This is a genomic window from Phytohabitans sp. LJ34 (assembly GCF_052068095.1).
Classification (GTDB): Bacteria; Actinomycetota; Actinomycetes; order Mycobacteriales; family Micromonosporaceae; genus Phytohabitans.
Genome location: NZ_JBQHDG010000019.1, coordinates 187,838 through 209,990, shown reverse-complemented (window position 1 = coordinate 209,990; position 22,153 = coordinate 187,838). Strand labels below are relative to the sequence as shown.

General features: G+C 69.4%; 23 protein-coding genes. 9 read left to right on the top strand and 14 right to left on the bottom strand.

Features of this window, described 5'->3' with window-relative positions:
* Positions 1 to 38: 38 nt before the first annotated feature.
* Together ACTMTJ_RS31245 and ACTMTJ_RS31240 are read right to left on the bottom strand one after the other, a co-directional pair.
* On the bottom strand, positions 39 to 899 hold the full coding sequence (locus tag ACTMTJ_RS31245) for a biotin--[acetyl-CoA-carboxylase] ligase (RefSeq protein WP_441222219.1): 861 nt from the start codon (positions 897 to 899) through the stop codon (positions 39 to 41).
* Between the two features lie 9 nt (positions 900 to 908).
* A complete protein-coding gene (locus tag ACTMTJ_RS31240) occupies positions 909 to 1,163 on the bottom strand; it encodes a hypothetical protein (protein WP_441222218.1) in 255 nt (84 codons plus the stop codon).
* A gap of 81 nt (positions 1,164 to 1,244) precedes the next feature.
* On the opposite strand from ACTMTJ_RS31240, the gene ACTMTJ_RS31235 reads away from it, so the two are divergent.
* Complete coding sequence (locus ACTMTJ_RS31235) at positions 1,245 to 2,837, top strand: acyl-CoA carboxylase subunit beta (protein ID WP_441222217.1); 1,593 nt, start codon at positions 1,245 to 1,247, stop codon at positions 2,835 to 2,837.
* Between the two features lie 655 nt (positions 2,838 to 3,492).
* Here ACTMTJ_RS31235 and ACTMTJ_RS31230 read toward each other — a convergent pair.
* The 6 genes from ACTMTJ_RS31230 to ACTMTJ_RS31205 all read right to left on the bottom strand — a co-directional run bounded on the left by ACTMTJ_RS31230 (position 3,493) and on the right by ACTMTJ_RS31205 (position 9,139).
* The gene (locus ACTMTJ_RS31230; protein WP_441222216.1) at positions 3,493 to 4,227 is read right to left on the bottom strand and encodes a M50 family metallopeptidase; all 735 of its coding nucleotides are present in this window, start codon (positions 4,225 to 4,227) and stop codon (positions 3,493 to 3,495) included.
* Between the two features lie 68 nt (positions 4,228 to 4,295).
* Positions 4,296 to 5,048 carry a GH25 family lysozyme gene (locus ACTMTJ_RS31225; RefSeq protein WP_441222215.1) on the bottom strand — a complete coding sequence of 251 codons (753 nt, stop codon included), beginning with the start codon at positions 5,046 to 5,048 and terminating at the stop codon, positions 4,296 to 4,298.
* Between the two features lie 131 nt (positions 5,049 to 5,179).
* A complete protein-coding gene (locus tag ACTMTJ_RS31220) occupies positions 5,180 to 5,818 on the bottom strand; it encodes a peptidoglycan recognition protein family protein (protein ID WP_441222214.1) in 639 nt (212 codons plus the stop codon).
* Positions 5,819 to 5,950: 132 nt separating this feature from the next.
* Complete coding sequence (locus ACTMTJ_RS31215) at positions 5,951 to 6,862, bottom strand: tetratricopeptide repeat protein (protein WP_441222213.1); 912 nt, start codon at positions 6,860 to 6,862, stop codon at positions 5,951 to 5,953.
* A gap of 71 nt (positions 6,863 to 6,933) precedes the next feature.
* Positions 6,934 to 7,152, bottom strand: coding sequence for a hypothetical protein (locus ACTMTJ_RS31210; RefSeq protein WP_441222212.1), 219 nt, complete (start codon positions 7,150 to 7,152; stop codon positions 6,934 to 6,936).
* 40 nt (positions 7,153 to 7,192) lie between these two features.
* On the bottom strand, positions 7,193 to 9,139 hold the full coding sequence (locus ACTMTJ_RS31205) for a serine/threonine-protein kinase (protein ID WP_441222211.1): 1,947 nt from the start codon (positions 9,137 to 9,139) through the stop codon (positions 7,193 to 7,195).
* Between the two features lie 84 nt (positions 9,140 to 9,223).
* Here ACTMTJ_RS31205 and ACTMTJ_RS31200 point away from each other — a divergent pair, with 84 nt between their 5' ends.
* From ACTMTJ_RS31200 to mycP, 4 genes are all read left to right on the top strand, one after another.
* Entirely contained in the window at positions 9,224 to 9,424 is a 201-nt protein-coding gene (locus tag ACTMTJ_RS31200; protein ID WP_441222210.1) for an acyl-CoA carboxylase subunit epsilon, read from the top strand.
* 343 nt (positions 9,425 to 9,767) lie between these two features.
* The gene (locus tag ACTMTJ_RS31195; RefSeq protein ID WP_441222209.1) at positions 9,768 to 10,181 is read left to right on the top strand and encodes a hypothetical protein; all 414 of its coding nucleotides are present in this window, start codon (positions 9,768 to 9,770) and stop codon (positions 10,179 to 10,181) included.
* Positions 10,182 to 10,183: 2 nt separating this feature from the next.
* Complete coding sequence (locus ACTMTJ_RS31190; RefSeq protein ID WP_441222208.1) at positions 10,184 to 11,377, top strand: hypothetical protein; 1,194 nt, start codon at positions 10,184 to 10,186, stop codon at positions 11,375 to 11,377.
* Between the two features lie 50 nt (positions 11,378 to 11,427).
* Positions 11,428 to 12,471 carry a type VII secretion-associated serine protease mycosin gene (mycP, locus tag ACTMTJ_RS31185; RefSeq protein WP_441222207.1) on the top strand — a complete coding sequence of 348 codons (1,044 nt, stop codon included), beginning with the start codon at positions 11,428 to 11,430 and terminating at the stop codon, positions 12,469 to 12,471.
* A 22-nt stretch (positions 12,472 to 12,493) separates the two neighbouring features.
* On the opposite strand, the gene ACTMTJ_RS31180 is transcribed toward mycP, so the two are convergent.
* Positions 12,494 to 13,279 (bottom strand): hypothetical protein, encoded by a 786-nt coding sequence (locus ACTMTJ_RS31180; protein ID WP_441222206.1) that lies wholly within the window; start codon positions 13,277 to 13,279, stop codon positions 12,494 to 12,496.
* Complete coding sequence (locus ACTMTJ_RS31175; RefSeq protein WP_441222205.1) at positions 13,272 to 13,769, bottom strand: SigE family RNA polymerase sigma factor; 498 nt, start codon at positions 13,767 to 13,769, stop codon at positions 13,272 to 13,274. Before ACTMTJ_RS31175 ends, ACTMTJ_RS31180 begins: the two co-directional genes overlap by 8 nt.
* Positions 13,770 to 13,876: 107 nt before the next feature.
* On the opposite strand from ACTMTJ_RS31175, the gene ACTMTJ_RS31170 reads away from it, so the two are divergent.
* Positions 13,877 to 14,542: a Maf family protein gene (locus ACTMTJ_RS31170; RefSeq protein ID WP_441222204.1), complete on the top strand. Its 666-nt coding sequence runs from the start codon at positions 13,877 to 13,879 to the stop codon at positions 14,540 to 14,542.
* Positions 14,543 to 14,584: 42 nt separating this feature from the next.
* Entirely contained in the window at positions 14,585 to 15,238 is a 654-nt protein-coding gene (locus tag ACTMTJ_RS31165; RefSeq protein ID WP_441222203.1) for an O-methyltransferase, read from the top strand.
* On the opposite strand, the gene ACTMTJ_RS31160 is transcribed toward ACTMTJ_RS31165, so the two are convergent.
* The 4 genes from ACTMTJ_RS31160 to ACTMTJ_RS31145 form a co-directional block, all read right to left on the bottom strand.
* The gene (locus tag ACTMTJ_RS31160) at positions 15,216 to 16,370 is read right to left on the bottom strand and encodes an MFS transporter (protein WP_441222202.1); all 1,155 of its coding nucleotides are present in this window, start codon (positions 16,368 to 16,370) and stop codon (positions 15,216 to 15,218) included. The two genes, ACTMTJ_RS31165 and ACTMTJ_RS31160, sit on opposite strands and share 23 nt — an antisense overlap.
* 83 nt (positions 16,371 to 16,453) lie before the next feature.
* On the bottom strand, positions 16,454 to 17,200 hold the full coding sequence (locus tag ACTMTJ_RS31155) for an ABC transporter permease (protein WP_441222201.1): 747 nt from the start codon (positions 17,198 to 17,200) through the stop codon (positions 16,454 to 16,456).
* A gap of 3 nt (positions 17,201 to 17,203) precedes the next feature.
* Positions 17,204 to 18,157: an ATP-binding cassette domain-containing protein gene (locus ACTMTJ_RS31150; RefSeq protein ID WP_441222200.1), complete on the bottom strand. Its 954-nt coding sequence runs from the start codon at positions 18,155 to 18,157 to the stop codon at positions 17,204 to 17,206.
* A gap of 78 nt (positions 18,158 to 18,235) precedes the next feature.
* Positions 18,236 to 18,841 (bottom strand): PadR family transcriptional regulator, encoded by a 606-nt coding sequence (locus ACTMTJ_RS31145; RefSeq protein ID WP_441222199.1) that lies wholly within the window; start codon positions 18,839 to 18,841, stop codon positions 18,236 to 18,238.
* Between the two features lie 75 nt (positions 18,842 to 18,916).
* Here ACTMTJ_RS31145 and ACTMTJ_RS31140 point away from each other — a divergent pair, with 75 nt between their 5' ends.
* Together ACTMTJ_RS31140 and ACTMTJ_RS31135 are read left to right on the top strand one after the other, a co-directional pair.
* Complete coding sequence (locus tag ACTMTJ_RS31140) at positions 18,917 to 20,647, top strand: acetyl/propionyl/methylcrotonyl-CoA carboxylase subunit alpha (RefSeq protein ID WP_441222198.1); 1,731 nt, start codon at positions 18,917 to 18,919, stop codon at positions 20,645 to 20,647.
* Positions 20,648 to 20,657: 10 nt separating this feature from the next.
* Positions 20,658 to 22,097 (top strand): GuaB1 family IMP dehydrogenase-related protein, encoded by a 1,440-nt coding sequence (locus ACTMTJ_RS31135; protein ID WP_441222197.1) that lies wholly within the window; start codon positions 20,658 to 20,660, stop codon positions 22,095 to 22,097.
* Positions 22,098 to 22,153: the final 56 nt, after the last annotated feature.

Sequence of the window (22,153 nt, the reverse complement as noted above, 5' to 3'; positions counted from 1 at the left end):
CTCCTCATTCACATTCGTGACGGGCTGACGGTAGCGCTTCAACGCACGTGGAGCACGTCCCCCGCGGCAACGGATTGGCTGCCGCCGCCTGTCGTGCGGACGACGAGCTGCCCGTCGGCGTCGATGGTGGTGACCTCGCCGGCCAGCTCCGCGCCGGAGGGTAGCCGCACCCGCACGCTCCGGCCGATCGTGCCGCAGTGGTGCCGGTACGCCTCCAGCAGCCCGCACTCGGCGGCGTCACCAGCGGCGAGGCGCCATCGGGCGTACCAGCCGCCGAGCCCGCGCAGCAGCGCCCGCAGCAGCGGGTCACGGTCGGTCATCGCGGCACCGGCCAGCTGGAGCGAGGTGGCCGGCCGGTCCGCGGGCAGCTCGTTCGCGCGCAGCGTCACGTTGAGGCCGATGCCCACCACGACCGCCGGCGCGCCGCCGCTGTCGGGCACGCCCTCGGCGAGGATGCCGGCGCATTTGAGGTCGCCGACCATCAGGTCGTTGGGCCACTTGAGCACCGCGGGCACCTCGGCCAGCCGGGTCGCGGTCTCGACCAGCGCCACCCCGGCCAGCAGGGGCAGCCACCCGTAGGCCGACGGCGGCGCGGCCGGCCACTCCCGCTCGGGCACGGCGACTCCGGGGCGGAGCAGCACGCTGGTGGTGAGGCCCGCGCGTGGCGGCGAGGTCCAGGTGCGCCCCCGACGGCCGCGTCCCGCGGTCTGCGCCTCGGCGACGACCACCAGGCCCTCCGGCTCACCCGCACGCGCGGCCGCCACCGCGTCCGCGTTGGTGGAGCCGGTCTCCGCACGCAGGTCGAGGCGGGTCCACGGCCCGGTCTCGGTGACCAGCGCCGCCTCCAGCCGCCGGGCGTTGAGCGGTGGCCGGTCCAGGTTTGTGTACGGCGAGGTCACCCGCCGAGCCTAATCGCGGTCGACACCCCGCGACACGTACACCGTGCCGCGCTCCGGTGGCACGTAGATGGGACGCGAGCCGTACTCGCCGACGCCGTCGTCCAGGGGGGTGTCGATCGCGTCGTCCTCGGGGCCGACGTAGTGCACCCGCTCGACCGGCGGCGCCTCCGGTTCCCCGTCTTCTTCCAGCCGCCGCCAGAGCGCACGGCGCAGCGCGTAGAGCACGATCGCCCCGCTCACGATGAGCGCGAGACCAATGACCATCACGTCGACTACAACGAACAGGGCATTTGCCGCGAAACGACTCCGGCGACCTGCCGATCCGCCGATCGTTACCATCCAGTAGTGACCGTTCAGGAGAGCGCCGCCCAGATCGACGTACACACCACCGCGGGCAAGCTCGCGGACCTTTCGCGCCGGGTCGACGAGGCGACGCACGCCGGCTCCGCCCGCGCCGTGGAAAAGCAGCACTCCCGTGGCAAGAAGACCGCCCGCGAGCGGATCGCGATGCTGCTGGACGAGGGCTCGTTCGTCGAGATGGACGAGCTGGCCCGCCACCGCTCGACCAACTTCGGCCTGGACAAGACCCGGCCGTACGGCGACGGCGTGGTAACCGGCTACGGCACGGTCGACGGCCGGCAGGTGTGCGTGTTCGCCCAGGACTTCACGGTCTTCGGCGGCTCGCTGGGCGAGGTCTTCGGCGAGAAGATCGTCAAGGTCATGGACCTGGCGATGAAGACGGGTTGCCCCGTGATCGGCATCAACGACTCCGGCGGCGCCCGCATCCAGGAGGGCGTGGTCAGCCTCGGCCTGTACGGCGAGATCTTCTTCCGCAACGTGCGGGCCAGCGGCGTGATCCCGCAGATCTCGCTGGTGATGGGCCCGTGCGCGGGCGGCGCGGTGTACTCCCCCGCGGTCACCGACTTCACCGTGATGGTCGACCAGACGTCCCACATGTTCATCACCGGCCCCGACGTGATCAAGACGGTCACCGGCGAGGACGTCGGCTTCGAGGAGCTGGGCGGCGCCCGCACGCACAACACCCGCTCCGGCAACGCGCACTACCTCGGCACCGACGAGGAGGACGCGATCGACTACGTCAAGGCGCTGCTGTCCTACCTACCGTCGAACAACATGGACGACGCGCCGACGTTCCCGAATTCGTCCTCTTTGGACGTCAGCGAGGACGACCTCGCCCTCGACACGCTGATCCCCGACTCAGCCAACCAGCCGTACGACATCCACCGCGTCATCGAGCACGTGCTGGACGACGGCGAGTTCCTCGAAGTGCACGCGCTGTTCGCGCAGAACATCGTGGTCGGCTTCGGCCGCGTCGAGGGACACCCGGTCGGCGTGGTGGCCAACCAGCCCATGCACTTCGCCGGGTGCCTCGACATCGCCGCGTCGGAGAAGGCCGCCCGCTTCGTACGCACCTGCGACGCGTTCAACATCCCGGTACTGACCTTTGTGGACGTTCCCGGTTTCCTGCCCGGCACGGGCCAGGAGTGGGAAGGCATCATCCGGCGCGGCGCCAAGCTCATCTACGCGTACGCCGAAGCCACCGTCCCGAAGGTCACTGTCATCACGCGCAAGGCGTACGGCGGTGCGTACGACGTCATGGGCTCCAAGCACCTCGGCGCCGACCTCAACTTCGCATGGCCCACCGCGCAGATCGCGGTGATGGGCGCGCAGGGCGCGGTAAACATCCTGCATCGCGCCGCACTGTCCAATGCGGACGACCCGGCGGCGCTACGGGCGGAGCTCGTCACCGAGTACGAGGACACGCTCGCCAACCCGTACGTCGCCGCCGAGCGAGGCTACGTCGACGCGGTCATCCAACCCTCGCATACGCGCGTCCAGATCGTCCGCGCCCTGCGCGCGCTCCGCACGAAGCGAGAGACCTTGCCGCCGAAGAAACACGGCAACATCCCCCTCTAGCGACCTTTCGGAGTCGGGGTGGCTTCGCCCCTGAACCCCTACTTAGACAGAGATTTGAGCTACCGCGATGTGCGTCGTGGTCCAGACCGTTGCGCCCGCGGCGTCACCCGTCCGCCGCTGGTCGCGCTAACCCTGCGCGCAACCGGCGGGGAGCGGATTGAGCTCGCGCCACGCGGTGGTCGACGTTTGTCCACAATGCCCGTTGCCGGATCGGCGATCCGGGAAAGCGGCGGGGTTTCGTCGCCGCGAGTAACCGCTGCGGCGGTGTGAGCGGCGCGAGATTCCAGATCTAGGAGAGTTAGGGCGCCATTTCAGCCCTAACTCTCCTAGATCTCGACGTCCCAACCCCGGGTTGGTCACGCTGCGTCGACTGCCCGCGAAGACCGCCCAGGTGGGCTTGTCCCGCGGACCCGTGGAGGCGTGGGGGTGGCCACTCTGGGGAAGCAGAGCAAATGCATCCCGCGCGCACCTACCCAGCCGGGGCCGTAAAGGCCCGGCGCAGCCGCCGGGGTGAGCGTGACCAGCGGCGGATGGGTAAGGCCGCGGGAGCAGCGGTCTGGACCACGACGGGCATCGCGGTAGCTCACATCTCTGTCTACGTAGGAAGCTACCCCCGGCTCCGGAAGCTCTCGAGTGCGGTGGGCGGGACGGTGACCTACATCAGGTCATCCACGAAGGGCTTGACGAGGAGGTAGCCGCCGAGGGCGAGCGCGCCCAGGTTGACAAGGCCGAAGAAGCCCACCCAGACGAGCCCGGGCACGTGGGTGATGCCGGCCAGTTGGTCGGCGTCGGAGTCGGGCAGCTGGCCGCGGCCGCGGAGGGTTTGCAGCTCGCCGATCGGGCGGACGCCGCCGAGGAGGAGGAACCACACGCCCGCGTACGCGAAGACCGACTGCACGTCCGGCGACGCGAACCACGACACTCCGAAGACGGCGCCGGTGGTGACCACAATGGACACTATGCCGAACGCGTTGCGGATCATCACGAGCATCGCGAGCAGCAGCACCACGGCCACCCACAGCAGGAGGCGGATGCGGTTGCCGGCCAGCAGCCACGCGCCGGCCAGGCCGATCAGCGACGGGGCTATGTAGCCGGCCAGCAGGGTGAACGCCATGCCCGGCCCGGTCGGGCGGCCCGCGGAGAGAGTTAGGCCCGAGGTGTCCGAGTGCAGCCGGATGCCGCGTAGCTTGCGCCCGGTCAGCAGCGCTATCAGTGCGTGCCCGCCCTCGTGCGCGATGGTGATCGCGTTGCGTGCGATGCGCCATGCCATCCGGGTCAGCACAACGGCGAGCGCCGCCACGCCGGTGAGGATCACCAGCAGCAGCGGCGGGTCGGGCTGGCCGCCGAAGAGCCAGTCCCATGCGTCTGTCAAACCGTCTACCGAAGCCACAGCCGGCGAGCCTAGCCGACGACGCTATGAGTGGGGCGGCGCCGACGGCACCGCCCCAGGAAGGACCACTACGTGTTGTTAGCCAGTGCGATCAGACGGTCACGGGCGCCGTTGAAGTGGTTGCGGTCCACGTTGCCGGAGATGCCGGCGACCGAGCCGGTGCTCGTGTACTGCCAGAAGGTCCAGAACGGTGCGCCCGGGGGGAGCGCGCCCACGGTGCTGGCCCAGCGGGCGACCCACAGTGGACTGGTCGCCCACGGGCCGCTCCAGCTGCCGGTGCAGGTGTTCCAGAAGCTGGTGGTCGTGTAGATGACCGCGTGCCGGCCGGTGCGGGCGCGGTACTGGTCGAGGAAGCTCTGCACCCAGCTGCGCATGCCGGCCGTGCTGAGGCCGTAGCAGTAGGCGCCGTAGGGGTTTGCCTCCAGGTCGAGGGCGGCCGGGAGGGTGCGGCTGTCGGCGGACCAGGCGCCGCCATTGCTGGCCAGGAAGTTGGCCTGCACCGCGCCGCTGCTGCGGTCCGGCAGGGCGAAGTGGTAGGCCCCGCGGATCACGCCGGCGTTGTACGCAGCGACGTAGTTGGTGTCGAAGCGGGGGTCTTGGTACGAGACGCCCTCGGTCGCCTTGATGAACGCGAACTGGATGCCGGCGTTGCGCACGCTCGTCCAGTTGATCGCGCCCTGGTGGTTGGAGACGTCGATGCCGGGGGTCGTCGCGGCCATGGCCGGCGTGGCGGAGACACCCACCACCGTCGCGGTCGCGGCCACCATCGCCAGCGCGGCGCCGGCGAGCCGCCGAAGGCCCGTGCGCGTGCGTCTAGCCATGCCATCTGTGCTGGTGCTGGTCATAGTGCCTCCCCAGGACTAGGGACCAACAAGGATGGATATTTCTTGACATCTTTGAAGGAAACTAACCATGATCGCAATAGATCCTGTGGAAATTTTTCGCGGCCGGTTCATGCACCCAGCTCGGCCGCCACGCGCTGGCGCAGCTCGGGCAGGCGGGCGTAGAAGACGTCACCCGGGCACTGAGTCGCCACGTAGTCGCGGTGGCCGACGATCGCACCGAACGGGTCGAGCGAGTACACGTCACAGAGCCACGCGCAGGTGCGTACCAAGGAGTTGAAGAGCGCGGCCGGCGGCGTGGCCGAGACGTAGATGCCCTCGTTTTCGATGCCGATGGTGTGGTCGTTGTGGTTGGCGGTCTGCGCGCCGCTCACGTGCTGGCGCTCGTTGATGGCGCGGAGGCTGAGCTGCCGCCCCTCCATGACGTAGCCGCCGCGGCTGATGGTGAGCTGCTGGCCCGAGTCGATCCACCCGTTCTGGTCCATGTGCAGGTCCTGGATCCACTTCGAGTGGCGGAACGCGGCCGCCAGCGAGTAGTCCGTGGTGTTGGCGCCGGCGGTGTGGTGCACCACGATGTGGTCCGGCTGGCGGTCGAGGTAGCGGATCGACCCGGTGGCCGGCCGGGCGCCCCACTCCGCCCGGGTGTAGACGCGCGGCGGGGTGGCTGCCGCCTCGGCGCGGCCGGCCACGAATACACCGCCGAGCAAGGCACCGGCGGCGCCCGCGAGCAACGTTCGTCGTTCTGGCACGAGAGACCTCCTTCGATGGATGGCAAAAGTTACCGTAGCCATCCATCGATGTGGAGGAAAGTGCCAGCTTCAACGTGATCAAAGCTCCTCTCAAGCGGTTGGAACTGCTTGAGAGGAGCTTTGATCACGAGCTCAGCCTTCGAGGGTGGCCACCACCGCGGCCAGCCGCGTGAAGGCGGTCATGTAGGTGTCGGGCTGGCGCTCGTCCAGCGAACGGACCAGGTGGAGCATGTCGCGCGCCTGGTCGAGGCCCTCCTCGGGCCGGCCCGCCGCGGACATGTGCGCGGCGCGCTCGCCGACCGCGGCGGCCAGCGGCTCGCCCCACTCGGGCGACACCTGCTCCAGCAGCAGCCGGTACACCGTCACGGCGATCGCGCTCGCGCTCGCCGCCTCTTCGTATTCGGCGCGCCGGGCATGTAGGCGGGCGAGCGTGCGGGCGGTCAGCGCGTAGAAGCCGGCCGCGTCGAGCGGCAGCTGGTCGCGCGCGTCGAGGTCGGCGTACCGGCGAAGCGCGTCGTCCGCCGCCGCCATCGCCTCGTCGGGCCGGTCGTCAGCCTCCAAGGCGGACGCCAGCAGGCTCATCGCCCGCGCGATGCCCCGCTCCACGGCCACGTCAGGCGGGAGCGAGAGGTATGTGCTGACCGCGCGCCGGTGGCAGGCGACGGCCTCCTCGGTGCGGCCCAACCCGGTGTACGTGGCGCCCACCCGGGTCTGCGCGTCGGCGTACAGCGGCTCGAACGCCGGGTCGAGCGCGACGAGCTCCTCGTAGATGCGCGAAGCCTCCTGGACCGCGGCCAGCGCGGCCGCCCGCCGGTCCATGCGGTTGAGGACGACCGCGTGGTTGTAGAGGAGCGAGGCCAGCACCCGCTGATGCTGCGGATCGTCCGGCTCGACGGCCGCCAGGTCCCGGCACAGGGTGATGGCTTCCTCACCCTTGCGCCGGGCCCGGTCGAGGTTACCGCTCCGGTAGAGCTCCAGCGCCTCTCCCATCAGCTGGGAGATCTCGTCCTCCTGTGCGGAGTAGCCACGCTGGAACTGCGTCATCCCGTACCCGCCAATCGTCGGTAGGTCGGGCTCCATGGTTCCCGACTGGAGGCGCGGTCAGCAACTGCCAGTTATCGATTGATGACGTTCGGTTGCCGGCGCGGCCGGGCCCTGCCGACCGCCACGGGATGGGGATGGTGCTGCCGCATTGCCCACCAGGCACCGAAGCCGATCACGACTGCGGAGAGGGTGAGCAGCACGACCACGATGCCAAGGCTGTAGAGCAGCAGCACTCCGGTCATCGCCCAGAGCGCCACGCTCGGCTTCAGTACATGCTGTCGGTAGCTCACGCCGTAAGCAGTACCCCTGTACGGCGGCGGTCATGCCGGTTTAGTCGCTCGCGGGGCGAAAACTCTCCACTACCAGGGAGAAGTACTTCAGGTTGGCCTTCCACGTGGAGTCGAGCGTGGACCAGTAGATCCCGTATGCCTGGTTTGGTGAGGTGATGAAGCCGCGGTTGACGACGTGCAGGCGGTTGTTGTTACGGCTCGTGTACGTCCACTCCCAGTCGGCCGCCTTGTCGAAGTAGTCGACCGGCGCGATCTTCACCCGCTTGTAGCCGTTGTAGCCGTCGCGCCGGTCCGCCTCCTGCGAGGTCCAGTCGGCGACCGGGTCGGGCTTGGGCTGGTCGGTCTGGTCGACGCCGAGCACGCGCCCCTCGCCGCCCTGCTCCCGGAAGAACACCATCGTGCCCTCCCGGCTCACCCTCCACCCCGCGGGCGCCGCGACGGAGAAGCCCGTGCTGTCCTTGTAGATGCGCCAGCCGGCCGGCAGCACCACACCGCTCGGGCTCGGCGGAGAGGCACTCGGCGTGGATGGCGCGCCGGTGGTCGGCTCCGCGGCCGCCGTCGTCGGCGGCGCGGCGCTCGTCGCGGCCGGCGTCGGCTTCGTCGTGGCGCCGCCACCGCCGGCCGGTTCACGGTCACCGTTGTTGAGAGCAAGAATCAAAATCAGCGATAGTACGAGCAGGATGGCGGCCCCCGAGACCACTGCGACTCGGGCCAGGCGGGGAGCCGATGGCGGTATCAGCGCCGGAGCGGCCTCCGCCGCCTTCTCGACCGCCTCGTCGTCCTTGCCCGGCACCACCGGCAGCATGGCGTCACCCGGCGTGCGGGGCGCCGGCACGGCGACCTTGGTCTCCCCCTCGTCCCGCTTCGGCGCCTCCGCCGTCTTGGTAGCCCCCTCGGCCGGCTGTGCGGCCGCGTCGGCTTGTTTCGTGGCCGCGTCGGCTCGTTTCGTGGCTGCGTCGGCTGGGTTGGTGGCTGCGTCGGCTGGGTTGGTGGCGATCTCGGCTTTCGCGGCCGGTGCCGCCGCCGCGGGCGGCTTGGCGAGCGCCTTGGTCGGCGGCTCGGCGGCGGCCACCACCGTCGTCGGCTTCACGTCGGGCAACGGATCCCGGCGCTCGATGGCGGACGGCCGGCGTACCCCATCCAGGAGAGAAAGCGTCGCGCGGGGCCGGCGGCCGGCCGCGCGGCGCAACAGGCGCTCCGCTTCGTCCGCGTTGATCCGTGCGGTGGGATCCTTGCGCAGCAGGCCGTTGAGCACGGGCTTGAGCGCGCCACCATGGCGCGGCGTCGGCACCGGCTCCGTCGCGAGCGCGGCCAGCGTGCCGATCGCCGACGGCCGCGCGAACGGCGACTGCCCCTCCACCGCCGCGTAGAGCGTCGCGCCGAGCGACCAGAGGTCGGCCTCCGGCCCGGCCGTGCCATCGCGCGCCCGCTCCGGCGCGATGTACGCCGGCGAGCCGAGCACCAGCCCGGTACGCGTCACGTTCGGGTCGCCCGGCACGGTCGCCAGCCCGAAGTCGGTGAGCACCACACGCCCGTCTTCGGCGAGCAACACGTTGGCCGGCTTGACATCCCGGTGCACCACGCCCGAGCGGTGGGCCGCCCGCAGCGCCCCGAGCATCCCGATGCCGATCTCCGCCGCCCGCGCCGGCGACACCGGCCCGTCGTGTGCGAGCACATCCTGCAACGAACGCGACGCCACGTACTCCATCACGATCCACGGATCGCCGTCGGTGCGCAGGACGTCGAAGATGCGCACGACGTTGACATTGTTGAGCCGCGCGATCGCCCGCGCCTCCCGCAACGACCGCTCGCGCATCTCCTGCCGCTCTTCGGTCGTCAACCCCGGCGGCGGCACCAGCTCCTTGATCGCGACCTCGCGGTGCAACACCTCGTCGCTAGCCTTCCACACCCGGCCCATACCACCCTGACCGAGCGGCTCGAGCAGCCGGTAGCGGTCAGCGACAAGCTGGGTGGGAGTGGGAGACACCCGAAGAACTTACCCGCCCGAGGTGTGACGCACACCGGCGGATGTGAGGGTTTGTGACTGTGTTCTCTCTTGTACGCTGCCTTCATGTCGGAGGCGGAGCCGTTCTTTCGGGTGGTCAAGGGCACTCCAACAGCCGATGAGCTGGCCGCCCTGGTCGGCGCCGTGCTGCTCCGCCGCCGCGCGGCCGCCACCCCCACAGCGCCGGCCACCCCCAGGTCCGCGTGGGCCCGCAGCGCCCGCCCCAACAGCGGCGGCCGGGTGGGCTGGAGATCGTCACTTCGCTAGGGCTCCTCACGCCCGTCTTCCTTGATCCGCGTGAAGGTCTTTCCTTGATCGGCGTGGGCGTCTTTTCTTGATGGGTGTGGGGGTCGTTCCTTGATCGGCGTGGGGGTCGTTCCTTGATCGGTGTGCGTTGCGGCCGCGCGCGAACAGATCGTGGACGCCTACTGCCCCTATGGGGGCAGCTAAATACCACGATCACGAGGCGGAGCCGTCCCCGTCACGCCGATCAAGGGAACAGCCACGCGGGCACCACATTAGGATGCTTGGCGGGCCGCCGTAACTCGTCGACGTCGACTAACCTCATCGGGTAGGACATAAGCCGTTTCGACAGTTTGTCGGAGGCCCGATGGCACGACCAGCGGATGATTCCGGTCCAGCATGGCTCGGCGGCTACGCACAAATCGACGCCGACATCACCCGGATGGAAGAGCTCGCCGCACAGCTACGCGCCGAGGTGGTCGACAACTATGCTGCCCACCTCCCGTACGTCACCGACGACATGGCAATAGATCTTCCCGAGCCGCCAGAATCGTTCGACGAGCTGACCAGCTTCTTGCACGCCCACCGCACGTCACAGTTCAACACTTCTGATCTCGTCTACTTCTACCAAGAAGCCACCTGGGGCCTTGCCACAGCGGCCGCCGAGGTCAGCAAGATGTACGGCGAGACGGACGCCTTCGCGGCGGCAAAGGCCACCGAAGTCGAGTCCGCCCTGGACCGCACCGCCGCCGCCGCGCCGCCTCCCCCTCCGGAAGCCTGACCATGGCCTGGGACCGCAGCGGCGTGCCAGGCGCGCCAGCCCGCACAAGCTGGTACGACCGTGATCTGCCGGCGATGTGGCGCGTGCTGGAAAACCAACAGAGCGACGACCACTGGCGCCTGGTGATCGGCTGGCGCAAAGCCGCGGAGCTGACCGCGACACATCTGCGTCGCCTGGAGCAATACCGCGCCAACCTCGCCGAAGTCTGGCCCCCAGACCGCAACACGGCTGCCGCCGCGTACGTGGCCCGCCTCGACTTCCTGATCCAAAACGTCCGCACCACCCACGAGGTAGCCGCCGCCAACTACTCGACACTGGCAGCAACGGTGGGAGCTCTGGCGTCCGCGCGACGCGACCTGAAGCCGTTACACGACGAGTATGTGGCGAAGTCGCGCGCCCTCCAGGAGTACACAGACCTGGCCGCCCTGAACGCGGCCGCCGAAGCCCCAACGGTGATCGGCGCGGCGCCAGCCAGCAGCCAAGACCTGGAGCGGTTGAACAGCCGGGGACGCGCGATCATGTACACCCTGAGCCACACCCTGGTCGAGGCCGAAGCAGCCATCCGCCAACCCCCTACGTACGAAGCAGTGACGAACAAGAACGGAGGAGACCCCAACGTTTACGGCACCACCGCGAAAGAACCTAGGCTCGGTCGACATTTAGGAGAAACTGGGAACCTCGCACAAGAAACGGTCGGAGGAGCCCGATCCTCCGCCGCCGCCTCGCCTTCGAAATCAGGCGTTGAGGTCTCCGGCTATTCCGTAGTCGCATCGCGCCAGAATCTTGGCGAAACTCCACGACCACTGAGGACGCTGAGGCCGCCGGACCGCGTGACTCCAGAAGGTAGGACGGAGACTAGGAGAGGGCCACTCATCTCAACGGAAGGAACAATTGGTCCGCGCGCTATGCACACCACACCCGAAGCGCAAATCCGACGAGACGACAGGCGAGTAAATCCCGCTGGAGGTCTGATTAGCGGATCACAAAGAAACAACCTTAATGCTAGTCACATTGGATCCACTCCGCCAATCTTCGGCGCAACCAGCAGCCGCCCGGACCGACAAGGCAAGCACACCTCTCCTCATGGACAAGCGGACACCCATTGGGAGCTCAAGGAGGGCGTTCCACCCGTAATCGAACCCATTCGATGGGAAAGAGAAATAGATACCGGACCAGTAATCGGAATAGATCAGTGATATGGAGTAGGTTTAAGGCTATCATCGTTGCCTCCGCCGCAACAACAGTAATGAGCTCTCACGTCATCGACCTTGACAAGATCCGCGATGACCAGTGGCACCTGCAATACCTAAACGCGGTACAGGCCCACGCACACAGTCGCGGCGAAGGGATAACCGTCGCCGTAATCGACACTGGCGTCGATCCCCATCCAGATCTGCGCAACAACCTTCTACCTGGTACCGATGTACTTTCAGGAAAAAGCAACGGTCAGATAGATTCCGATTCTCACGGCACCGGGATAGCTGGACTCATCGCCGCTCACGGTCAAGCATCGAGCAGCGGAGCATTGGGGATCGCGCCTCGGAGCAACATCCTGCCAGTACGGATCGAAAGCCTGGAAAAGCAAGGAAGCAGCGAGGACCTGGCTTCGGGCGTTGAGTGGGCAACCCAACGCACTGCAGATGTAATCAACGTATCTTCTGGCGGGAGCCCGTCGGTGCGTCTTCGTCAAGCAATTGACGCCGCGATTCGCGCAGATATTGTGGTCGTTGCGTCAGCCGGTAACAAGCCGGGTGACCTTGGTGTCAGTTTTCCCGCGGCTTATGACGGGGTGCTTGCCGTGGGGGCTACTGATCGCGAGGGCAACCACGCCGATATATCCGTTACCGGTAAGCAGGTGGCGATCTCCGCGCCCGGCGTGGAAATCTACAGCACCAGCTATAAAGGCCTCTACCGCAAAGGCACTGGGACCTCCGACGCGGCCGCCATTGTATCCGGAGCTGTCGCGCTCGTGCGGAGTAAATATCCGGACCTCTCGGCGCGCGAGGTCGTCCACCGGCTTACCGCGACGGCCACTGACAAAGGGGCGCCTGGGCGGGATGAGCAGTACGGCTATGGTGTCCTCAATCTCGTCGCTGCCCTTACCGCCGACGTGCCGCCCCTAACCTCGGCCACCAACGATCCGAGCACAACTGCCGCCGCCGCGCCGCCAGACGAACATGGTGGGAGCGACCGTGCCGGGATATGGGCCGCGGTCGTGGTGGCGGCATTGGCCGTTGGGGCGACCGCGACGCTCCTCGCGCTACGAAGGCGCCGTCCGCCCACCAGCTAGGGCCCAAGCGAGCGGACGGCGGTCAGCGCAGCCGCGCCGCCATCGCGTCCGCAATGGCTTTTGCGTCGTCTTCCGGCCCAGTCGGATACATCAGCGTTGCGACCAGATTGCCCACTCGCACTACCACCATGTAGTCGACGCTGGCGCGCTCCACCCGGACCAGCAGCGAATCGTCGCCGGCGAAACGTTCTGCGACCACCGTCTGCCGGATCTCGACGCCGCCCGGGTACTGGAATGCCGGGCACGTCGCGATCGCCCGGCGTACGTCGGTCAGGTTGGCCACGGCATCGGGGTAGCTTTCGACGGCCTCCCAGGCGTTCCACATGCCTTTGGAATAGGCGAGGTGGCGCGCGTCATGGCGCTTAGCGATCGTAGGGTAGTCCTCGGCTCTATAGTCGGGGCATCCGCTTACTACCGTCAGCCATGGCCAGTCGGGGCCGTTCGAGCCGCCGTCGTCGATCTCCCCAGAGCTGACACCGCTGATGGCGGTGAAGGCGTCGGGCTTCAGTAGCCGTGAGTCCGTTATGACCGCGGGTGGTCCCAGAGTGGGTGTTGGGGATGCGGACGGTGACTGCCGCGACGTGGGTGGCACGAGCGAGACCGTCGGGGGTTTTGGGTCCTCGCCGGCTGTGCCCAAGGTCCAGCCCGTACCCAGCCCAGCCACCGCGAGCACGGCCGAGCCCGCGGCCAACGCCTGGCGGTGGCTGCGCTGCCGGCCGCGGCGGCGTACCTGTTCGGGCGGGGCGAAGGGTGCCGGGGGCCGGCTGCCGCGCAGTTGCTCGAAGAGGACGGTGAGTTGCTCAGACATGGGTGTCCTCCGTCGGGTCCAGGGATAGGAGGTCGGCCAGCGTGCGGCGGCCGCGGGCCAGGCGGGCCTTGACGGTGCCGGTGGGTACGCCGGTTTCGCGGGCCACTTCCGCCACTGGTAGGCCGACCAGGTGGTGGAGGACGATCGCGACGCGTTGGGGGGTGGGTAGGCGGGCCAGCGCGGCGACCAGTGCGACCGCGTCGGGGTTCGGGCCGGGGATTGCGGGTGGGGGGCCGTGGCGGCGGTGGGCGAGGAGGGCGGTGCGGGCGCGGCGCCAGCGGCTGATGGCGATGCGTCTGGCTACTGTGCGTACCCATGCTTCGGGGTCGCCGTACTCGCGGACGGTCGACCACCGCTGCCATGCCCGCGCGAAGGCCTCCTGCACCGCGTCCTGTGCCTCGGCCGCGTTGCCGGTGACCGCGTACAGGCAGTCGAAGAGGCGTTGGCGGCTCTCGGCGTAGAACGCGTCGAAGCTGTCGATTTCCGGCACGGGCGGCTCCCAGAGTTGCTCCGCGGCGAGGCCGCGGCATCAGAATCTAGTCACGCCCGACCGTGCCGGGCGGTTGCATCGAAGGAGCGGCAAGTACCGTCATCACCGTGCGTACTCGTTCTCACATCCGGCCGCGGCTCGTCCTCGCCTCGGCCAGCCCGGCCCGGCGCAGGCTGCTTCAGGCCGCTGGCATCGAGCCGGAGGTCCTGGTCAGCGGGGTCGACGAGTCGGGCATCGAGGCCGCCAGCGCCGAGCAGCTCTGCCTCGAGCTTGCGCGCCGCAAGGCGCAGGCCGTGGCCGACCGGGTGCTCGCGGCGATCGTCGCCGGTCATCTGCCGCCCGGAGACACGCTGGTGCTGGGGTGCGACTCGGTGCTGGAGTTCCAGGGCGAGGTCTACGGCAAGCCGGGCGACGCGAGTGAGGCGTTCAAGCGGTGGCAGCGGATGCGGGGGCAGTCGGGCGTGCTGCACACCGGTCATTGCGTGATCAAGGGGGACGCGCGCGCGGCCGCGGTCGCCTCGACCGTCGTGCACTTCGCGGAGGTGACCGACGACGAGATCGCGGCGTACGTGGCGACGGGCGAGCCGCTCAACGTGGCCGGCGCGTTCACGATCGATGGGATCGGTGGGGCGTTCGTGGATCGGATCGAGGGCAACGCGGGGACGGTGATCGGGCTGTCGCTCCCGCTCCTGCGCGCGTTGCTCGCCGACCTCGGCCACTCCATCACCGAGCTCTGGAGTCACCGCGTCGAGGCAGGGCCGGCGATCGGCTGAGCCGTGGCCACGGCCACGCCCGAGAAGCCTAGGCTCAACCCCATGACCGTCAAGACGTTGCCCATGACCGATGAGTTGCACGCGTACGCCGTCGCGCACGGCTCACCGCCCGACCAGATCATGCGGGACCTCATCGAGGAGACCGAGCGGTCGCTGCCTTCCGACGCGCAGATGCAGGTGGCGCCGGAGCAGGCGGCGTTCCTGTCGCTGCTGGCCAAGCTCGTCGGCGCGCGGCACGCGGTGGAGATCGGCACGTTCACCGGGCTGTCGTCGCTGGCGATGGCGCGCGGACTGGCCGATGGCGGCAAGCTTGTGTGCTTCGACATCTCCGACGAGTACACGTCGGTGGCCCGGCGCTACTGGGAGCGGGCCGGCGTGAGCGACCGGATCGACCTGCGCATCGGGCCAGCGGCGGAGCGGCTGCGAGAGCTGCCCGCGGAGCCCCACCTCGACCTGTCCTTCATCGACGCGGACAAGACTGGCTACCCCACTTATTGGGAGGAGCTCGTGCCACGCACCCGGGCGGGCGGGCTGATCGTGGTCGACAACGTGCTGCGTGACGGGCGGGTGCTTGCGCCGGAAAACGAAGGCGACGAGGCGATCGTGCGGTTCAACGACATCGCCGCACGCGACGAGCGGGTCGAGGTCGTCATGCTGCCGATAGCGGATGGACTCACGCTGGCGCGCCGTCGCTGACCGCCTCGCGGACAGCCATGGCGCGACGCAGCCGCACCGCGAGCACCGCGGCCACCGCGATGAAGAGCGGCATCAGCAGGAACGCGCGGTGCGGCCCCACCCCGTCGGACACCCAGCCCAGCGCGACCGGAGCGATGCCGAACCCGATCGCCGACGCGTACATCGCGTAGGCGGACGCGCGGTCGCGCTGCCCGTCGGCCACCGCCAGCGCCATCGACACGCCGAGTGGAAAGTGCATGGCGTTGCCGAGGCCGAGCACCATCAGCCCGGCCGCCGCGACCCACGCCACCGAGGACGCCCAGAAGATGGCGAACCCCACCAGGCTGGTCGCCAGCGCGCCGAGCAGGAGCGGCACCGGGGCTACGCGCCGGGCCAGCGCCGAGCCCACGAGCCGCCCCGCGAACATCCCGCCGACGATCGCCGCCACCGTCGCGGACGCGGCGGCGGGTGACATGCCGGCGTGGGTGCGCAACACGTCCGCCGCCCACAGCGACAGGCAGACCTCCACCGACCCGGTCGCGCTCATCATCGCCCAGGCCAGCCAGTAGGAGCGGGGCAGCGGGCGCCGGCCGGAAACCGTCGACGGCGGGGCCACCACCGCCGGAAGGCGTACCCGGAAAAGGAAACCGGCGGCGAAGAGCAGCGCGATGAGGCCGACCACGACGGCGATCCCGGGACGCCACCCGAAGCCGGCGCTGGCCGACAGGCCGATCACGATGGGCGCCAACACGCCCGCGCCGGCGGCGACCGCGTTCGCCTCGCTGATCGCGGCGGTGGCGCCGGGGCCGTGGTGGTCGGCGAGCGCCGCGTTGACGCCGATGACGATCATCGTCCCGAACGTCGAGGCGAGCACCGCCGCGCCGAGCGTCGCCGGCAGCGGCTCGAACGCGCACAGCACGACGACCGAGCCGGCCACCCCGGCGAGCGCCAGCCACAGCACTCCTCCGCGCCCCAGCCGCCCGACCAGCCACGGAAACGCCGACGCCCCGATCAGGCCGCCCGCCGCGAGGCCGGTGCTGTGCAGGCTGGCGACCGCGGCGGTCGTGCCCTGCTCGTCGCGGAGGAGCGGGACGACGGGGCCGAAGCCGTACAGGAAGAAGCCCCACAACCCCAGCTGGGCATAGACAAGCACCGTTACGCGGTCATGTACTAAATGGGGCACGGTCCTTACGCTAAGCGCGTGGTCCGTGCCCCGGGACAGATGAGACGCAGGTCTCAGCGGACGCTGCGGGCAAACGATCGGGCCGACCAGAGGATCGCCAGCAGGGTGAGCGTGCCCAGGATGAGCAACGCCTGCCAGACGGTGCTGTCACCGGGATCCCCGGCGAAGAGCGCCCGGCTCGCGTCGACCGCCCAGGAGAACGGGTTGAAGTTGGCCACCGTCGCCACCCATCCGGACAGCGGCAGCAGGATGCCGGAAAGCAGCAAGAGCGGCTGAGCCAGCCCGTTCATCAGCGGGGCCAGGGCGTCTTCGGTGCGCAGTTTGAGCGCGAGCGCGTTGGAGAGCGCGGACATCATCACGCCGATAAGGCCGAGCATGAGGTACGCCAGCAGCACGTCGCCGATCCGCACCGTCAACCCGAAGGGGATCGCCAAAACCGTGATGAGCACGGCCTGGAAGAGCAGCGTGGCGACGTCGCGCAGCGCCCGGCCGAGCATCAACGCGACCCGGCTCACCGGCGTGACCCGGCTGCGCTCGATGACACCGGCACGAAGCTCGGCGATGAGCCCGAACCCGGTGAACATCGCACCGAACATCGCCAGCATCACCAGCAGGCCCGGAACGAAGATGCGGTACGCGTCGGCGGCGCTGTCGACCTGGAGCGCGTCCTGGAGCAGCGGGCCGAAGAGCAGCAGGAAGTACAGCGGCTGGAGGACGCCGATGATCAGCCACACCGGGTTGCGCAGCACGAGCAGCATCTGCCGCTGGAAGATCAGCCAGGTGTCACGAAGCAGTTTCATCGGTCAGCTCTCCCGGAGGCTACGGCCGGTCTTCTCCAGGAAGACGTCGTCAAGGCTGGGTCGGTGGAGCTCGATCGTGCCGAGGTGGAGGCCGGCGCCGTCGAGCTTGCGGAGGATCTGCGGGATCGCGGTGGCGCCGTGGTCCACATACAGCCGGAGGCCACCCTCGACGGTCTCCAGCTTGTTGACGAAGCTCTCGGCGTCGAGCAGCTGGGCCGCCTCGGGAGTCGAGCCATTGAGCCCCACGGTCACGACGTCGCCGGCCACCTCGCGCTTGAGCTCGTCGGGCGTGCCCTCGGTGACGATCTCTCCGTGGTCCATGATGGCCAGCCGGTCGCAGAGCGCGTCGGCCTCTTCGAGGTAGTGGGTGGTCACGAAGATCGTCATGCCCTCGGCGCGCAGGCGGCGGATCTCGTCCCACATGTGGGCCCGGCTCTGCGGGTCGAGGCCGGTGGTCGGCTCGTCGAGGAAGACCACCTTGGGGTCGTGGATGACGCCGAGCGCGACGTCGACCCGGCGGCGCTGGCCGCCCGAGTAGGTCTTGCACTTGCGGTCGGCGAACTCGGCCAGCTGGAACGCGTCGAGCGCGCGGACCGCCCGCCGCTGCGCCTCGGCCTTGCCAATCCCGTACATCCTCGCGTGCAGCACCAGCTCCTCGCGGGCGCTCACCTCATCCCACGTGCTGCCGCCCTGGGCGACGTAGCCGATCCGGCGGCGCACCTCGCCCGGGGCGCGGCGCAGGTCGGCGCCGGCGATGGTGGCCTCACCGCCATCGGGCTCGATCAGCGTGGCGAGCATGCGGAGAGTGGTCGTCTTACCCGCCCCGTTGGGGCCCAGGAAGCCGAAGATCTCGCCCTCGGCGACATAGAGGTCGACGCCACGCACGGCCTCGACGATCTTGGCCTCCCGCCCTTGGCGGGAGCGGAACGATTTCCGCAAGCCCTTGGTCTCGATCATGAACGTCGCTCCCCGTCGGACGTGGTTGACTGCCGCCACACGCTAACGCGATATGTCGTCTCTAGTCAAGGTTGATTATTACTCGACGTGCTCCTGCCAGCGCTCCCAGCCGGCCGCCATCGGCGTCGTCTTCTCGGGCAGGTAGGACACGCCGGACTCGACCAGCCCGGCCACCCGCTCACACCACGCGATCTCGCCGTCGTTGCGGGCGGCCATCAGCTCCCACATCCAGGTCACGTTGGCCGGCTTCTCGCGGAGCCAGCCCTTCTCGGCCGCCAGCCCCATGCTTTCGTTGGCCGCGCGCAGCTGGGCCGCCCGATTGCGCAGCGCCGCCGCGGCTTCCTCCCGGGGCAGCGCCGGCAGGAACGCCAGTGCCGCGAAGAACGGATCGGTGGCCGGCTTGATCTCCCACCAGTAGCCACGCAGCAGGTGGTCCAGCTCGTCCAGGCCCTTTTCAGTGATCTCGTACGTGGTGCGGGCCGGCCGCATCCCCACCTGCTCGGTGGTGACCTCGCGCAGCAGCCCTTCCTCGGTCAGCTTGCGGAGTGCATGGTAGATGGAACCGGGCTGCACGTTCGCCCATTTATCGGCGCTCCAGCTGAGCAGCTCGCGCCGCACGTCATAGCCATGGACGGGCTGCATCCAGTTGACCAGGCCGAGGATCATCATGCGGGTTGTCGACACGCGACAAGCGTAATAGACAAGTTTGACTAACCTGCTAGTAACTTCTCGGCTCCTCGGGGTCGTACACTCCCGTTCATGCGCAGGGTCCTCATCGCCAACCGGGGCGAGATCGCCGTACGGGTCATCCGCGCCTGCCGCGACGCCGGCCTGGCCAGCGTCGCCGTGTACGCGGACTCCGACCGGAACGCCCTCCACGTCACGCTCGCCGACGAGGCGTACGCGCTCGGTGGTGACACCGCACCCGAGACCTACCTGCGCATCGACAAGCTCATCGACGTCGCGCGCAAGGCCGAGGCCGACGCCGTCCACCCCGGCTACGGCTTCCTGGCCGAAAACGCCGACTTCGCGGAAGCCGTGATCCAAAGCGGCCTGACCTGGATCGGCCCCACCCCGCAGGCGATCCGCGACCTCGGCGACAAGGTGACCGCGCGGCACATCGCCCAGCGGGCCGGCGCGCCGCTCGTGCCCGGCACCTCCGACCCGGTGTCCGGGCCGGAGGAGGTCGTGGCGTTCGCGCGGGAGCACGGCCTGCCGGTCGCGATCAAGGCGGCGTTCGGCGGCGGTGGGCGCGGGCTCAAGGTCGCCCGCGAGATGGACGAGATTCCGGCGCTGTTCGAGTCGGCGACGCGCGAGGCGGTGGCGGCGTTCGGGCGGGGCGAGTGCTTCGTCGAGCGCTACCTCGACCAGCCCCGCCACGTCGAGGCCCAGGTGCTCGCCGACCAGCACGGCAACGTGATCGTCGTGGGCACCCGCGACTGCTCGCTCCAGCGCCGCCACCAGAAGCTCGTCGAGGAGGCACCGGCGCCCTTCCTCACCGACGACCAGCGCAAGCAGATCCACGAGTCGGCGAAGGCGATCTGCCGCGAGGCCGGCTACCACGGCGCCGGCACCGTCGAATACCTGGTCGGGCGCGACGGCACCATCTCGTTCCTGGAGGTCAACACCCGCCTCCAGGTCGAGCACCCGGTCACCGAGGAGACCGCGGGCATCGACCTGGTACGCGAGCAGTTCCGGGTCGCGGACGGCGAGCGGCTGCGGCTACAAGCTGACCCGGTGCCGCGCGGCCACTCGATCGAGTTCCGGATCAACGGCGAAGACCCCGGCCGCAACTTCCTGCCCGCGCCCGGCGCGGTCACCCGCCTGCGCCTGCCTGAAGGGCCGGGCGTGCGGGTCGACACCGGGATCGAGAGCGGCAGTGTGATCGGCGGCAACTTCGACTCGCTGCTGGCCAAAGTGATCATCACGGGTGAGACCCGCACCGAGGCGCTCGAACGTGCCCGCCGCGCTCTCGACGAGATGGTCGTGGAGGGCATGGCCACCGCGCTGCCGTTTCACCGCCTGATCGTCCGCGACGCCGCGTTCACCGCCGAGCCGTTCACCGTGCACACCCGGTGGATCGAGACGGAGTGGCAAAACACCGTGCCGCCCTTCGCCGGCGGCGCCGCGGCCAGCGAGGCGGCAGAACGCGAGACCATCGTGGTCGAGGTGGGTGGCAAGCGCCTCGAGGTCACCCTCCCCACCACCGCCACTCCTGTCCGGGCAGCTCCGGCTCCGCGGCGGGCCAGGGGCAGCACGGCGGCCGCGACCGCCGGCGGAGACGCGCTCACCTCGCCCATGCAGGGCACGATCGTCAAAATCGCGGTGGCCGACGGGGACACCGTGGCCGAGGGCGACACGGTCGTGGTCCTGGAGGCGATGAAGATGGAACAGCCGCTCAACGCCCACAAGGCCGGCACTGTGACCGGCCTCACCGCCCAGGTGGGCGATGTCGTTACTGCCGGTGCGGCGATATGCGAGCTCAAATAAGCTGCTCAGAGTGCGGTTTCTCAACGGCGCGGCGCCCGCGCACGACTTGACCTACAGCGACGTCTTCATGGCACCGGTCCGCTCGGAGGTCGGTTCACGGCTCGACGTCGACCTGGCGACCACCGACGGCACGGGCACGACCATCCCGCTCGTCGTCTCCAACATGACGGCCGTGGCCGGCCGCCGGATGGCCGAGACCGTGGCCCGCCGCGGCGCGATCGCGGTGATCCCGCAGGACATCCCGTTCGACGTGGTCGCGGATGTCATCTCCTGGGTCAAGCAGCGGCACCTGGTGCACGACACGGCGATCACGCTCGGCCCCACCGACACCGTCGGCGACGCGATCCACCTGCTGCCCAAGCGGGCACACGGCGCGGTCGTGGTGGTCGACGACGACGGTCGCCCGGTCGGCGTGGTCACCGAGGCCGACTGCGAGGGCGTCGACCGGTTCGCGCAGGTGCGGCACGTGATGTCCACGGAGCTGCTGACGGTCCGCGCGGAGGCCGACCCCCGCGAGGGCTTCGACCGGCTCGCGGCCGGGCGGCGCCGGTTCGCGCCCGTGGTCGACATCGACGGGCGGCTGGTCGGCGTGCTGACCCGCCAGGGCGCGCTGCGCGCAACCCTCTACCAGCCGGCGCTCGACGACAAGGGGCGCCTGCGGGTCGCGGCCGCGGTCGGCATCAACGGCGACGTCCGCGGCAAGGCCGCCGCGCTGCTGGAGGCGGGCGTCGACACGCTGGTCGTGGACACGGCGCACGGCCACCAGGAGCGGATGCTCGCCGCGCTGCGGGCGGTGCGCTCGCTCGACCCGGGCGTGCCGATCGCGGCCGGCAACGTGGTTACCGCCGAGGGCGTGCGCGACCTCGTCGACGCGGGTGCCGACATCATCAAGGTCGGCGTCGGGCCGGGTGCGATGTGCACCACCCGCATGATGACCGGCGTGGGGCGGCCGCAGTTCTCCGCCGTGCTCGACTGCTCCGCCGCCGCCCGCGACCTCGGCCGCCACGTGTGGGCCGACGGCGGCGTGCGGCACCCCCGCGACGTGGCTCTCGCGCTCGCCGCCGGCGCCTCCAACGTGATGATCGGGTCGTGGTTCGCCGGCACGTACGAGTCACCCGGCGACCTCTACACCGACGTGGACGGCCGGCGGTACAAGGAGAACTTCGGCATGGCGTCGGCCCGCGCGGTCAGCGCCCGCACCGCCGACGACACCCCGTTCGACCGGGCCCGCAAGGCGGTCTTCGAGGAGGGCATCTCCACCGCCCGGATGTACCTCGACCCGGCCCGCCCCGGCGTCGAAGACGTGATCGACGAGATCGTGGCCGGCGTGCGGAGCGCGTGCACGTACGCCGGCGCCTCGACCCTCCCCGAGCTGGCCGAGCGGGCGCTGGTGGGCGTGCAGAGCGCGGCCGGATACACGGAGGGCATGCCGCTGCCGACAAGCTGGTGATGATCCAAGCTCCTCTCGAGCAGTGAGAACTGCTTGAGAGGAGCTTTGATCACGAG